Annotated in this window: 16 protein-coding genes and 1 pseudogene; 5 read left to right on the top strand and 12 right to left on the bottom strand. The window is 35.9% G+C overall.

The window, feature by feature from the left end:
* Nucleotides 1-44: 44 nt before the first annotated feature.
* Nucleotides 45-752 (bottom strand): cytochrome c biogenesis CcdA family protein, encoded by a 708-nt coding sequence (locus MKX82_RS28435; RefSeq protein ID WP_275009319.1) that lies wholly within the window; start codon nt 750-752, stop codon nt 45-47.
* 28 nt (nt 753-780) lie between these two features.
* Nucleotides 781-1,308 (bottom strand): thiol-disulfide oxidoreductase ResA, encoded by a 528-nt coding sequence (gene resA / locus MKX82_RS28430; RefSeq protein ID WP_275009318.1) that lies wholly within the window; start codon nt 1,306-1,308, stop codon nt 781-783.
* Between the two features lie 264 nt (nt 1,309-1,572).
* Between resA and MKX82_RS28425 the strand changes: the two genes are divergently transcribed.
* The 4 genes from MKX82_RS28425 (at nt 1,573) to cysK (ending at nt 4,288) form a co-directional block, all read left to right on the top strand.
* Nucleotides 1,573-2,250, top strand: coding sequence for a CadD family cadmium resistance transporter (locus tag MKX82_RS28425; RefSeq protein ID WP_275009317.1), 678 nt, complete (start codon nt 1,573-1,575; stop codon nt 2,248-2,250).
* A gap of 109 nt (nt 2,251-2,359) precedes the next feature.
* Nucleotides 2,360-2,806, top strand: coding sequence for a signal peptidase II (gene lspA, locus MKX82_RS28420; RefSeq protein WP_275009316.1), 447 nt, complete (start codon nt 2,360-2,362; stop codon nt 2,804-2,806).
* Between the two features lie 190 nt (nt 2,807-2,996).
* Nucleotides 2,997-3,254, top strand: coding sequence for a hypothetical protein (locus MKX82_RS28415; RefSeq protein ID WP_275009315.1), 258 nt, complete (start codon nt 2,997-2,999; stop codon nt 3,252-3,254).
* Between the two features lie 101 nt (nt 3,255-3,355).
* Nucleotides 3,356-4,288, top strand: a complete 933-nt coding sequence (cysK, locus tag MKX82_RS28410; RefSeq protein WP_341082051.1) for a cysteine synthase A — start codon at nt 3,356-3,358, stop codon at nt 4,286-4,288.
* 79 nt (nt 4,289-4,367) lie between these two features.
* On the opposite strand, the gene MKX82_RS28405 is transcribed toward cysK, so the two are convergent.
* Complete coding sequence (locus MKX82_RS28405; RefSeq protein ID WP_047943215.1) at nt 4,368-4,592, bottom strand: hypothetical protein; 225 nt, start codon at nt 4,590-4,592, stop codon at nt 4,368-4,370.
* A gap of 190 nt (nt 4,593-4,782) precedes the next feature.
* On the opposite strand from MKX82_RS28405, the gene MKX82_RS28400 reads away from it, so the two are divergent.
* A complete protein-coding gene (locus MKX82_RS28400) occupies nt 4,783-5,076 on the top strand; it encodes a hypothetical protein (RefSeq protein ID WP_047943214.1) in 294 nt (97 codons plus the stop codon).
* A 223-nt stretch (nt 5,077-5,299) separates the two neighbouring features.
* Here the strand turns inward: MKX82_RS28400 and MKX82_RS28395 are convergent.
* From MKX82_RS28395 to lpdA, 9 genes and pseudogenes are all read right to left on the bottom strand, one after another.
* A pseudogene (locus MKX82_RS28395) lies at nt 5,300-5,512 on the bottom strand (putative iron-sulfur cluster-binding metallochaperone); the annotation flags it as partial.
* 615 nt (nt 5,513-6,127) lie between these two features.
* On the bottom strand, nt 6,128-7,768 hold the full coding sequence (gene merA / locus MKX82_RS28390; protein WP_275009313.1) for a mercury(II) reductase: 1,641 nt from the start codon (nt 7,766-7,768) through the stop codon (nt 6,128-6,130).
* 15 nt (nt 7,769-7,783) lie between these two features.
* Entirely contained in the window at nt 7,784-8,080 is a 297-nt protein-coding gene (gene merP, locus MKX82_RS28385) for a mercury resistance system substrate-binding protein MerP (protein WP_445738871.1), read from the bottom strand.
* A 50-nt stretch (nt 8,081-8,130) separates the two neighbouring features.
* A complete protein-coding gene (merT, locus tag MKX82_RS28380) occupies nt 8,131-8,433 on the bottom strand; it encodes a mercuric transport protein MerT (protein ID WP_047943212.1) in 303 nt (100 codons plus the stop codon).
* Nucleotides 8,430-8,690 carry a hypothetical protein gene (locus tag MKX82_RS28375; RefSeq protein WP_275009311.1) on the bottom strand — a complete coding sequence of 87 codons (261 nt, stop codon included), beginning with the start codon at nt 8,688-8,690 and terminating at the stop codon, nt 8,430-8,432. The genes merT and MKX82_RS28375 overlap by 4 nt, the downstream gene beginning before the upstream one ends.
* A gap of 13 nt (nt 8,691-8,703) precedes the next feature.
* On the bottom strand, nt 8,704-9,102 hold the full coding sequence (gene merR1 / locus MKX82_RS28370) for a mercury resistance transcriptional regulator MerR1 (protein WP_047943210.1): 399 nt from the start codon (nt 9,100-9,102) through the stop codon (nt 8,704-8,706).
* Between the two features lie 271 nt (nt 9,103-9,373).
* Nucleotides 9,374-10,675: a group II intron reverse transcriptase/maturase gene (gene ltrA, locus MKX82_RS28365; RefSeq protein WP_341082041.1), complete on the bottom strand. Its 1,302-nt coding sequence runs from the start codon at nt 10,673-10,675 to the stop codon at nt 9,374-9,376.
* A gap of 898 nt (nt 10,676-11,573) precedes the next feature.
* Nucleotides 11,574-12,563 carry an arsenic resistance protein gene (locus tag MKX82_RS28360; protein ID WP_275009529.1) on the bottom strand — a complete coding sequence of 330 codons (990 nt, stop codon included), beginning with the start codon at nt 12,561-12,563 and terminating at the stop codon, nt 11,574-11,576.
* Nucleotides 12,564-12,849: 286 nt separating this feature from the next.
* Nucleotides 12,850-14,268: a dihydrolipoyl dehydrogenase gene (gene lpdA / locus MKX82_RS28355; RefSeq protein ID WP_275009309.1), complete on the bottom strand. Its 1,419-nt coding sequence runs from the start codon at nt 14,266-14,268 to the stop codon at nt 12,850-12,852.
* Nucleotides 14,269-14,494 lie beyond the last annotated feature (226 nt).

Below are 14,494 nucleotides of genomic sequence, written 5' to 3'. Positions count from 1 at the left end.
GATTTGCTTTTTAATCCATTAAAAAGAATGATTCTAAAAACCCCTTAAAATCCAGTAAATCCTCCGAACAAACTTGTTAAGACTGCAATAATTTTTGTCATCATATTAAAGTACAATAATACTCCCATCACAATCATCAAAATGCCTCCGATAGACATAAAGATTGCACTGTGTTTCTTTAGAAAAGTCATCTTATCGATAAATAAAGACATTAATAGAAATGGAATAGAAAAACCTAAGACATAGAACAACATGTATAGTAATCCTTTTCCTGGGTCTGATACACCTAACGCAATGACTCCTGCAAGGATTGGGCCTGTACAAGGAGTCCATCCAGCAGCAAAACCAATTCCAATCAAAATTGATCCTATATAACCTGAAGGTCTCTTTTGAAAATGAATTTTCTTATCAGAAAGTAGGAAATCAAATTTAAGAACCCCTGTTAGAACTAAACCAAAAAACACCATCACAATAGCTCCAAGTTGTCTTAACAAATCTTGATAATCCATAAAAAATGTACCGATAAAAGAAGTAGAAAGTCCCAAAGCTAAAAAGATGATGGAAAATCCCACCAAAAACAAGATAGTGTGTATAAAAGCTTTCCTTCTTAAAATACCTTTTCCTTCCTTTAGGTCATTTATAGACACTCCTGTAATATATGAAAGAAAAGCTGGATACAAAGGAAGTGAACAAGGCGAAATAAATGATAAAAGACCTGCTCCAAATGCAAGAAGTAAACTTAGTTGTTCCAAAAAGATACCACCTAACTGTTTATTAATTCTATGGCTTAATGAGTTCCATGTAGTTTGCTATATCCCTTTCGGTCATACTTCCTGTAATCACTTTTAATACTTTTCCGTTCTTATCAATCAAAAATGTTGTAGGAATCGGGGTTATGTCATATGCTTCCGTTACAGCTCGATCTTTATCTTTAAGTATAGGGAATGTAAGTCCATGCTTTTTTACAAATGTTTCAATAGCAATATCACTTTCTGCAATATTAACCGCCAATATCTCTACACCAAGATTCTTAAAATGGTTATACTGTCTTTCCATATATGGCATTTCCTTTTCACAAGGCTTGCACCAAGTACCCCAAAAGTTTAGAAAAACTCCTTTTCCTTTTAAATCAGAAAGTTGAACGTTGTTACCGTTCATATCTTCAAGAACAAAATCAGGTGCTTGATCCCCTGCTTGAACCCGTATTTTTTCAGTGAAAAAGTTTTGATAAAGAGTATAGGCTACTGCTAAAGCCATAAGAAGTAGAAGACTAATACGTACAATAGATCTGGTTCTTTTGTTTTTCATTTTACTCTCCCTTTTTATTTTCATTCAAACCAACATTTTAATGTTGACATTTTACATTAATAATTTTAATCTAAAAGCACAATATACTCAAATGATTATTTGAATAATAACTTCCAATATTTTCACCTAAAATACTATCTATTAATTTTAGGATCGTGCAAAGTGAAATTCTAAATCATTACATGAAGGGGAAAATAATAGAATGTGTAACAAACTAACACAACAAAATATATTCTATTCCGTATTTTAAAAAGGAGTTTTTTTATGAATTTAATTTTAACTATTCTCTCTGCTTTAGGGTCTTTTATAGTAACCAATATCGATGATATTTTTGTCTTGATGTTGCTGTTCTCTCAGGCAAGTTCACAAGCTAAAGCAAGTAATGGCCGAACGGTTAACATGCAGCCGAAGGGAAGTCGTATTTACCCTAAAGATATAGTCATTGGCCAATATCTTGGTTTTGCACTTTTAGTTTTAATTAGCCTTTTAGCTACATTTGGAGTAACACTCATTCCTGATCATTGGGTAGGATTATTAGGACTAATCCCGATCTACCTAGGAGTTAAACTGTTTATAAAGGGTGAAGATGAAAATGAAGGTGCTATTCTTTCCAGTTTAAATAAATTTAATAAGTTCTATTTAAGTGTAGCCTTTATCACCTTTGCCAATGGTGGAGATAATATTGGAATTTATGTTCCGTTCTTTTCTACTTTAAATAACAACCAACTGGTCATTACAGTTATTACTTTCTTTATAATGGTTGCGGTCTGGTGTTTAATCGGATATCGTCTAGCAAGATTCAGATATGTTTCTGAAACACTTGAGAAATACGGCCGATGGGTTATTCCAATTGTGTTTATAGGATTAGGCCTTTATATCATGGCAGAAAATAATATATTTTCTAACCTGTGGTCTCACTTCGTAAATTTTGAAAATAATTAAATTCTCAATTAACCGTAATGGTTTACGATCATTTTACTGATAAATCCCCTTTACTTTTAAAGTATTAAGTACAATTCTTTATAGAAAATAGAACTCCGAGGTGACGACTTTGTATTGGATCATTATTCTCACAGTAAGTATTGATCAATTATGTAAATATTTAGTTCGAAATTTTATAGACTACGGACAATCCATTCCACTTATCAATGGTGTTTTTCAATTAACATCTCATCGTAATGCGGGTGCTGCCTGGGGAATTTTTTCGGGACAAAAAATATTCTTGATTAGTATTGCAATTATTGTTATTGTCTTTGGCCTTATTTATTCTCGTAAAGTCTCCGATAAGCTAACACGTATAGCCTTTGGATTTTTTATAGGAGGTGCAATGGGAAACGTTGTAGATCGTTTAATTTTTGGGGAAGTAACAGATATGTTCGAAGTTACATTTATTAATTATCCAATTTTTAATACTGCGGATGTATTTTTAGTTAGTGGAGCTATTTTATTAATGATAAGTACTTATAGAGAATCTAAAACACAAAAAAATCTATCCTAGATTATAGACACAAATCCATTTCTCATTCGATTTTAAAGAAATTGACAAAATAACTTTATTAATTAAACGATTATTTTATTATTGAAATGAAGTGTGTTTTTCTTTAAATGAATATTCCGTAAAACTCTTCAGGAAAGAGCTTTTAAGTTTTTTTTATCATCCTTTCGAAAGGAGGTGATAAATTGTATTATTGATTGAAATCGGAACTACTGCGTTAGCACACAACAGCAATAATCACTCAATGTTCGATTGTACACTACCATTTATGAAGGAAATGCATCCAAATCTAACCGAACAAGAAATCAAAAATATGTATGATTTGTGTCTCAGCGACCAGGGACAAGCCTTAAACGATATGCTCAGTACGAAAAATAATGAGCAAAATGCAAGGAAAGTTGAACTAAGTAATAGACAATACGTGAATAACGACTGTGATATAGGGTGGTAATAAATAGCTATCGCCATTTCAGGAAAGATAAGCCCTATCACTGTGAAGTGCAGTGGTTGGTAAGCCTATACCAACAATTACTAGTATTGGAGGAGATTTTGATGAAAGTAGCTAATTCAATTGTAGAACTTATCGGGAATACTCCACTTGTTAAACTAAATCGCGTTGTAAATCCTGATCATGCAGATGTCTATTTAAAGCTTGAATATTTTAACCCAGGAAGTAGTGTAAAGGATCGTATTGCTATAGCCATGATTGAAGCAGCTGAAAAAGATGGAATCCTAAAGCCGGGAAGTACGATTGTTGAGCCAACTAGTGGAAATACAGGAATTGGGTTGGCAATGGTAGCTGCCGCAAAGGGATACAAAACGATTATCGTCATGCCAGAAACCATGAGTATGGAACGTCGAAATTTACTCCGTGCCTATGGTGCCGAGCTCGTTTTAACTCCTGGACCGGAAGGTATGGGGGGAGCAATTCGCAAAGCTCAAGAGTTATTGGAGGAAAATCCACAGTATTTTGTTCCTCAGCAGTTTAATAATCCAGCCAATCCAAAAATCCATCAAGAAACAACTGGACAAGAGCTTGTTGGTCAAGCTGAAGAAATTGGTGGAATTGATGCTTTTGTTTCTGGAATTGGTACAGGAGGTACGGTTACAGGTGCTGGTCAGGTCCTTAAGGAAAAGTTTCCATCAATACATATTGTTGCCGTTGAGCCAGTAGCATCCCCAGTCCTTTCTGGCGGTAAGCCAGGACTTCATAAAATTCAAGGAATTGGAGCTGGATTCATACCGGAAATTTTAGATACTGAAATTTATGATGAGGTCATTACAGTAGAGAATGAGCAAGCTTTTGAAACTTCACGTCTGGTAGCAAAACAAGAAGGGATTCTTGGTGGGATTTCTTCAGGAGCTGCCATATATGCTGCCTTGAAAGTAGCTGAGAAGCTTGGTAAAGGAAAAAAAGTTGTTGCGATTATTCCAAGTAATGGAGAAAGATATTTAAGCACACCTCTTTATCAATTCGAAGGTTAAAAATTCTATGGGTGTAACTTGTTAAGAGCTACACCCATAGAATTTTTTTAGTGAAAAAAAGGAGTAACCTGTTTATATATTATGAAAGGCCTTTATACTTTCTTTCTAAATTACATAATCTCCTTTCAATATGATGGATCTTTTCTAATATTTCCTTTTGCATCAACAATTGCTGATACATCATTTTCCTCATATCATCCATAAATTTTTTCTCAATTTCCCATTCCTTTTCCTCTTGTCCATTATTTTCTTCTAATCGATAAACATATGGATATTGATACCATTGATTAGGATAATAATACATTTTTACCCTCCTTTTCATACGAGCGATCAATCTAAAATATGTATATAGGTAAAACTCAGTGTTTGTTTAAAAAAGTTTATTTTACTTATAAAGAAAGCTTTATCATTTTTGAATTTTTGTAAATTTCAATCTTCCCTGTTTTCGTATTTTATATATATGGGTATAATGAGGACAAAGGAGGGTGGAAGTATTGAAAAAATTACTTACGTCTTTTGTAGCTATTGCTTTATTTCTAGGTATTGGCACTGCTGCTCTTGCACATTCAAACAACACTCCTAGTCAAGGGAATGGGAATGGAAATTTGCAACAAATGATGGATTATTGTTCTGAAATGATGGATTCTTTCATGAATAATCATCAAAACAATATACCTAATGAAACCTCAACATCAAAGAATTTAAATACAGGACAGACAAATTCAAATAATAGTACCACGAATAACCACCAGAACCAAAACCATTCTATGTATGACGATTGTTGGTAGAAAATAACAACAGAAAGAGCATGGGCTACAATAAATGTCCAAGCTCTTTCTTTTTTTTATAAATAAAAAAACAGTTTCCTATATCCTTACACAATATTTACGTCTTTCATGCTAATTGTAGCTTTGAAATGTTAAAAGTTTGATAAAAATGGATTCTCATATCAATACTTAGTTCAATTTTTTATAAAAAAGTTTGATCATTTCGTTGAAGGTGAATTTTTATTTAGGTTAGTTCTTTGATATAGCTCGTTACATTCCCCAAACAGCAACTACCTTTAGGATTGTTTACTTCACAACCACATCGGTTTCCTTTTATGTTTTCACGAATATGTTTTACTGGATTAGGAGTAAGTCCTTTTTCAATATATTGTTTAATTTTTTCTTTTGTCCAACCGAAACAATAGCAGACCGGAACAACGGAATCATCTTTTTGATGGGGTAGCGTCAGGAAAATGCGGTTATCTTTACTATGAAAATCAGGAGTATTTAAAGTATTCTAAGAAGAAAAATTGAGTGAAAAGTTACTTTAAATACTTGATATCTTAACTCAATAAACAACGTATTCAAAGTATACAACGTAGTGACATCTTGACAACGTGAAGGCATCGAAAAACCTTGCTTGAATAAACCATGCCATTCTATGCATTGTTCCGGGTAAGAACAAAGGCATTTTCTACGTTTAATAACGCTTTAAGGCGTTTAGTTGAGCCTTAAAGGCAGCTAAAAGTTTTAGAATGATGATGCGATGCCCGTTGTCAAGACGAATACATTGTTTACATGTCTTCAATGTAAAAACCTTATAAAATAAAGACTTTTTACTCCTAAGTATAGATAACCGCGAATTTACAACGATAAGGAAATTACAATAATAAAAAGCCCAATTTCTCAGTATTAAAATTGAGAATTTGGACTTTTTTCGTTACTCTAGAAAAGCGTCTGAGTGTGGAAGATCTTAGTATAAAAGAATCAATATTGAAGTAATGTTTCTTACTATACTAAAGCGACCCGTTAGTAGCAAAAGGTAAGGTAAAAAAGCTCCAAAAAAGAAGATTTAACCAGCACAACAAGATAATTTTGAAACATCTTTATCAAACGTAAGGGCAGCTAATTTTAACCCTTCTGCCATTGTTAAATATGGGGCAAGGGTTTCGCGAATATCATCTATGGTTAAACCGAATTTGACAGCTAATGTAGCTGCATAAATTACGTCTCCTGCATTTTCTGCCACCACATGAGCTCCCAAAACTTTCATTGTTTTCGAGTCTGCCACTAATTTAAACACGCCTGTTGTTTCCCGATTAACCAAGGCCCTCGGAACGGCATCTAACGGTAAAACGGATGTTTTAACCTCATAGCCTTTATCTTTTGCCTGTTGCTCCGTTAAACCAACGGTTGCAATTGCCGGGCCCGTAAACGTAACCCCTGGAACCACTTCTAAATTTAGCTTTTTGTTCAGTCCTCCGATAGCATTTCCTGCTGCCACTCCACCCTGATAGGCTGCCACATACACGAATTGGGGACCTAGCGTGACATCTCCTGCGGCATAAATACGAGTATTTGTTGTTCTTGAATAATCATCTATTATGATTTCACCACGAGAACCTATTTCCACGCCTGCTGCCTGTAAGTTTAAAGTAGCCGTGTTTGGTGTTCTGCCTGTCGCAACTAGCAATTGATCTGCTTCAATGATACGCTTCTTGCCATTAACTTCTACAAGAACCTTTTTTATGTCTCCATTTTGTTCGATTCGTTCATAGGTTGCTCCTTTTACAAGATTTATTCCTTGTTCGACTAGAGATTTTTCAACTGATTCTGAAATCTCTGGATCATATTCTTTTAAGAGGCGTTCACTTCGTTGCATTAACGTAACTTCTGAGCCGAGATTATGAAATAGTTGTCCTAATTCCATGCCAATATAACCAGAACCAATAACCACAAGACGTTTTGGTACCTTCTTTAATTCAAGTAAAGACGTGCTAGTTAAATAATCTACCTCATTAAGCCCAGGAATGTTTGGTTTAGCTGGTGAAGCACCTGTCGCGATTAAGAATCGTTTAGCCGATATAAGTGCTCCGTTCACTTCAACAGTTTTTTCATCTACGAATTTTGCTTCACCTTCTATTAATTCGAAACCATAGTCATCAATTAAATCAACATATTTAGAGTTTCTAAGCTCTGTTACCAACTCATTTTTTTGTTTAATCAATGGCGCCAAATCAACTTCACCGGCTGATGTATGCAATCCTACAAACGGATTGTTTTTTGCTAAATGATTAATTTCGCCAGCACGTAACAAGGTCTTTGAAGGAACACAACCAATATTTACACATGTTCCACCAATTGTTCCACGCTCAATCATCGCCACTTTTGCTCCATATTTCACGGCTTCAATGGCTGATGAAAAGGCAGCTCCGCCGGAACCAATGATGATGTAATCATAGTCACCTTCATCACCTAACTGTACCATTTCTTGCAATTGTATTTCTTCAACTTCTCCTGGTTGATATTTAGCTTCAGCAATCGCTTTCTTCGCTGTTTCAACTTCTACGTCATTTGGAAGTTCAAATACAGCTTCCCCACGGCGAAAATCCACTTCAATCCCGTTTGCTCCCATGTTTTCAAGAGCAACAGCAACATGCTCTTCGCAACCCGTACAGGTCATTCCTTGAACGTTTACTCGATATTTTTTCATGTTAAAGCCCTCCTTTTACTCGACTCCAAGCCCTAAATCCGACACTGCCAACTTAATTGATTTTAAATCCGTTTTCTTATCATCATAAGATACTGTTACTTTCCCCTTACTTCCACTGACTTTAATGGCTGTTTTGCCAACACCATCCACTTGTTTCAAAACATCTTTGACAACTGAAGGCGGACAACAATCCATCCCCAAAACCGTAAATGTCCCTGTTTTAGTTTTTTCAATGGTAGCTTTTACATGCTCCTTAGCATCTATAGTATTTTGTGCTTCTTTTTCGTTACTACACGCACTAACCACTAACAGAAGGGATAATTAATCCTAATTAAGTGTACTCTCATATAAACACCTCATTTTTATAATCCACCTTCAACTAGAAATAAAAAAAGAAACATACAAAAAACGAAAAATGTCGTGATCCATAAGCCGATGATAGAACTTTTTCTTTTTCCCTTTCTTCCATAAACCATGTAAAAGGAGTAAGCAAGAAGGATAATCGTTACGATGCTAAACAATAATCGATATTTCAATGAGTAGAAGGCTAATGCTCCGGCAAAACCGGTTAATCCCAGGGGGATAAAAATCAACGGGCCCAGGCAGCATCCAGCCATAACAAAAGCCGAAAAGATGGTAGCTAATTGCGACACTCTTTCCTTCATGCTTTAAACCTCTCCATGCTACAACAATCATGTGTCGTTGTGCTTTCTTTCTTTGTTTCTGGAATAAGTTTCCTCCAACCCATAAAAAGAGCAAAAACGAACAACAGACCCATCATGATGAAAATAATATCTTTATATTCCGTGAAGTATGATGCCAATGCTGTTCCTGCAAACAACGGAAGCAGTAAAACCAGATGGCATGGGCATGTGATTAGAGCGACAAGAAACCAACCTGTGCTTTTTATTGTATTTTTCATCCTGTTTCACCTCTTATTTCTTCATCAGTGTTTCAATAATAGGGCATTCGTAAATATCTTTGTTTTCGGGACATCTTTCTTTAAGATCCACCAGTATTCGTTCAATTCTCTTAAGATCTTCAATTTTACGCTGGATGTCCTCTATCTTAAGAACAGTGAAATCATACATATCACGGCATTTGGTTTCGTCGCGATCGACGACCCCTAGCAATTTATCAATTTCGTTTAAGGTAAATCCCAGTTCCTGCATCCGTTTGATAAAATTCAATCGATCGACGGTTGGTTCTGAATACATTCGGTACCCTTTTTCGGTACGATCAGGCTCTGGAACTAATCCTAAACGTTCATAATATCGTATGGTCTCCTTGTTAACGCTACACTTTTCAGCCAGTTCTCCAATACGAAATTGCATTTATCTCACCTCATATAAAGTATAAACCCTGTACCATGGTATAGGGTCAAGAATAGTATTATTTATATTTTATCGATTAACTGTGACTTTAAGAGATAAATTGCACGTTTTTTAAACGCGATTTTGCACTATAAGTAGTAGAGTAAGAAACTGATTTCGAAGGGATAGCTTACGCTATCTCTTTTACTTTCAGTTCCTCCTCATCAAACCGTACGTGAGGTTTTCCCTCATACGGCTTTCCGACGTTCTTCTTTCTTTGGCTTTACGGTATCTAACGAGCCAGTTTCACCAAAATATGTTCAACTTCTTTACTTACGTCCTTTAAGTTTCCATGTTTCTTACGATTGTTTCTCTTCTTATTGTAAAACAAAGTGAGACGTTCTAAGACATACCAGTCGATTCGATTAAGCCATTTCTTTCCTAGGGGTGATATTTGGTAATAGTTCTTGAAACCTTGTAGTTTCTTATTTAGCCCTTTCACCAATTCACTGATTTCCAGATAGAGCTTATTTCGTGGCTCAGTATAGGCTTTTATCTTTGCACGCATTTTCTTCATTGCGTTTTTCTTTGGTATATGAGACATTACATGAACTGTGCTTCCACCTTTTAATCTCTTCGGAAACTTCCGATTATGGAAACCAAGGAAGTCAAATCCATCTATATCATTCCAGAGATTCACTAACCTCGATTTGTCTCGATTAATAGAAAGGTCAAGTTTTCCCATTATTGACTGAATGACTTGAATGCTTTCGAGTGCTTGTTGTTTAGTTTTACACATAATGACGAAGTCATCTGCGTACCGAATTAGTTCTCCCAAATGACTAAATTTCTTTTGCCATAATTTATCCATAGTGTTCAGATAAATATTTGCAAGTAACGGTGAAATAACCCCGCCTTGCGGAGTACCCGTTATTGGGTTTCTAATCTTTCCCCCTTCCATAATGCCCGATTCTAGCCACTTACGAATTAATTTTAAGACCCGTCGATCACTAATTCGTTGTTCTAAAAGTTTCATCAGTTTTGTTTGATTGATGTTATCAAAATACCCTTGGATATCGACGTCTACTACCCAAAAGCAGTTTCTGCTTGCCTTTCTAATTTTGGCTATTGCTTGATGAGCATTACGTTTAGGACGAAAGCCAAACGAACATTCATGAAAATCTGCTTCAAAAATTGGTTCAATGACCATTTTCGTTGCCATTTGTGCAACTCGGTCTTTAATGGTTGGTATTCCCAATGGACGTTTCTTTCCATCTTCTTTCGGAATATAGGTTCTTAGGACTGGATTTGGATGATATCGATTCTCCTTTAATTCTAAATAGAGTTCGTTCATAAACTTCTTTTCACCGTATTCCATAACGATTTGTTCAATCGTTTGTCCGTCGACACCTCCACTTCCTTTCTTTCGTTTCACACGTTGCCATGCCTCCCATAGAATATCAGGACGATAAATTTTGTCATATAAAGCGTGAAATCTACGAGTTGGACTCTCCTTGGCACAAAGATATAACGTCTTCCAGAGTTCTTGAGCTTTTGCATTATTGGTGTAGTTAGCCATTTTCTTGGCATTCACTGACTCTTACCTCCTTCTGACATATGAACGAAGTAGGGTATTGGCTTACGCCGTCCTTCCCTAGACAATGTTATGTTGTCATTGTCATCATTGGTACTATGACCCCCTCCGACTCCCTCTCATCCATCTACCACTTCGTTTTCACTTATAGGTTTCTGCTTTACTTCCGAAAGGAAGTGACGAGGAGGGTATCCCCAGTTCCGTTAACTACTTTCCTAACATGTCGTTCCCCTTACCCCGAGAGATTCTTCGGTGCTGCTGTTCCAAGTTCTTCACACCTTCCATGGTCTTCGCCCATAAACTCAAGGCTCGACTTCTCCTTAGCCACCTGCGGTGGGTGCTTTTGACGAGATGGCAGGATTCACTTTATGTTACAACCTGTTAGTTTGCTCGCACTCTTCTAGAGAGTTACTTTGTCACAGGGCTTCAACCTTAGAATTTCTTCACCAGTTGCCTGTCAGCTACTGAGCGCCTTGGTACTTACTCAGATTGGACTTTCACCAATTAGCAGTTAACGGCTTGCTGGGCACGCAATATAAAAAGCCCAATGTCCCAATAAATTGAGAAATTAGGCTTTTTTCGTTGCTTCATTGTCCGTTTGTGGAAGTATCTTGTTTAAGTGTTGCTTTGAAATAAAGTTTGATCAAAAATACCTCGCAAACCCATATTTTACGATAAATAAAAAGAATCCATTTTTGAAAAAAGTTTGATCAAAATGGATTCTTATCCAGCAGATTTAAGTTTGGTTTTTATAAAAAAGTTTGATCATTTTCTACCTATGTTGCTCTACAATCGCGCATGATTGTTGTAGATCACTAAAGCTTCTATTAACTGGTTTAGTAAAAGAAGAAACTATTGATATATTCATTTCCCTCTCTCAATCTAACATTAATATTACTTAAAGTCTCTCTTTGTAATCAGTATGATCTTTCAGTATCAATTTAGGTATAGCCTTGATATAGAATAATTCTCCGATCAACTCCACAATGGTCTGTGTAACAATCACAGCTGCAGCTAACGTTGCCCAAGAATCGGGTAAAGCTAATGCTAAAGGAAGAACTACAAGGGAGTTCCTTGTTCCAGTACTAAAGATTAATGCTCTTCCTGCACCTATATCTAATTTGAACACAAATGCGATAAAACGCGATATAAATGGTGTAATGATTAAAAACAAAATATATATCGGAATCACACGCACAATAATTTCGAAATCACTGTATACCTTACCAATTTGGGAAGTCAATACCACAATTAATACTAAAGCCATAAATGGTACGGGGAACCACGTTGTAATATCTAATACCTTCTCACCTAGTGCTGTCTTTTTAGCCCACAATTGAGTAATGATGGCTAATATTAAAGGCGTAACTATTAGTAATAAAAAAGCTTCTAGGAATGGCTCTATATGAACAACTCCTACCATTTCTTCACCTATAAATAGCCATAAATACAATGGAAGTAATATCATTTGTACTACAAACAAAATAGGCGTGGAAGCTAACATTAATTTCTCATTTCCCTTTCCAAGTTGAGTAAAGACTATTACGTAGTCAATACATGGCGTAAGTAAAACCAAACAAACGCCTAATAAAATTGGTGGAGATTGTGGAAATATCATTGTTAATATCCAAACAATTATAGGCACAGCTATAAAATTTCCAATTAGTAATGCCGCCATGAATCTGAGATTTGAAATTGCCTCACGTAGTTTTAAGAATGGAATTTGTGCAAACATTCCATACATGAGAATGGCTATGAGTGGCGAAATAGCCCAATCTAAGCCTTTTCCTAAATCCTCGTTTGAGATACCTAGAATCCCTCCAAACAGAAGCGATATACCATAGATCCAAATTTGTTGATTTTCTAACTTTTCTCTAGTAATATTCACTTTTAAAATCATCCTTTATTAATACTATCTTTTCGAATTGTTTCTCAGTTAAGTAAGCTTTTATCTTTTTCAAAATACCTTCATTCTTCTATCACGTTTTAACAACAAGTGCCATTTAGAACCTTTGTGAAACATTCCGACCAAGTAAGACATTCACACTTCAATCCATTCTTTAATACATCCAACATTAATGATTTCCATTAATCGTCACTCCAAAATAAATAATTCGACCTGCACGTATGATTGTGCAGGCCTAGTTAAATTAAATATGCTCTAACTGTTCGAATTATTTTTTATTCAGCATATGAATAGCATGTCCCATAACGCCTTCAGCTGCTTCCATGAGTGGTTCAGGTAAAGTTGGGTGTGCATGAATTGTAAGGCTGAGATCTTCTGCCGTTGCCCCTGACTCAATTGCAAAAACTGCTTCAGCAATAAGAGATGATACTTCTGGCCCTACCATTTGTACACCTAAAACCCGATTAGATTCTTTATCCGCCACAACTTGTACAAAACCATCGGCATCCGAAACAGATAAAGCTCTGCCGTTAGCTTGGAATGGAAAACGGCTAGAAACCGTTTCATATCCTTCTTCCTTTGCTTCCTTCTCCGTTAAACCTGTATAGGCTACTTCAGGATCGCTAAAAATAACAAAAGGCATTGCCTGAAAATCAATTACACTTTTTAGCCCACTTATTACCTCTGCAGCTATCTTACCTTCATAACTAGCTTTATGAGCAAGGAGGTAACCACCAGCACAGTCCCCGATCGCATATACATGTTCAACATTTGTTTGACATGTATTATTTATCTTAATAAAACCGCGTTGATCTAATTCAACCCCGATATTTTCCAATCCAACTTTTCCTGTGTTCGGTTTTCTTCCAATGGAAACTAAGCAATAATCCCCTTTAATTATCTCTTCCTTCCCATTAACCTGAACTTGAACATTTACTTCATCGCCTGTATTTTCTCCACCTTGGACTAAAGCATTCGTTATAACTGTGATTCCAAGTTCCTTTAAATGACGTTTTACTACATTTGTAAGCATAGGGTCCGTACCTGGAAGAATTGTATCTGATCCTTCAAGGATGGTCACTTTAGCTCCGAATTTAGCATAAGCAGTACCCAATTCCAAACCGATATAACCACCACCTACTACAACTAAATGTTTTGGTACTTCTTGAAGCATCAATGCCTCAGTTGAAGAGATAATTCTTTTTCTATCAAATGGCATACTTTTTAACTCAGTAGGTAATGATCCTATCGCAAGGATTAAGTCTTTGTATGAAAAGAATTTTTCTTCGTTACCAATTTTGATTTTGACAACATAGGGTTCAGTAAGATGAGCTTCCCCACTAATGACTTCCACTCCATTGCCTTTCAGTAAAGTCCGAACTCCATTCGTTAGTTTATTTACTATACCGTCCTTCCACTTCACTACTTCTGGCATCTCTACTTCAACTTCACCAGAAACCTTTATTCCCATTGAGTTGGCATGTTTTATGTGTTTTACTCGTTCAGAAGCACTAATAAGAGCCTTTGAAGGTATACACCCACGGTTAAGGCAAACCCCTCCTAGTTCTGCTTTATCCACCAAAACCACTTTTTTCCCTAACTGAGCAGCACGTATGGCAGCTACATAACCTCCTGATCCTGCGCCTATAACTAACAGATCTACATCATTTTTTCCTTCAACAGTCATTTCAGTTTCCTCCTTCGATTTTATAAAGAATGAAAAGAATTATTTTAAATTAAGGATGAAAGCGTTTTTGTCCCATGTGGATACCAATATGTAATATAAAAGCTACTGTTTTACTTATACCCAATCTTTCCATTTTTAATTAGGCTGGATATTTAGAAGTTATACTATTAATGAGATCATTTTTAGAAAAGGGCTTTCCAATCTGTCTGAAAAGCCCTTTTTAGCC

It is taken from the genome of Niallia sp. FSL R7-0271, assembly GCF_038005785.1.
Classification (GTDB): Bacteria; Bacillota; Bacilli; order Bacillales; family Cytobacillaceae; genus Niallia.
The sequence above is the reverse complement of the archived record's forward strand: the minus strand, read 5'-3'. Positions and strand labels throughout refer to the sequence as shown.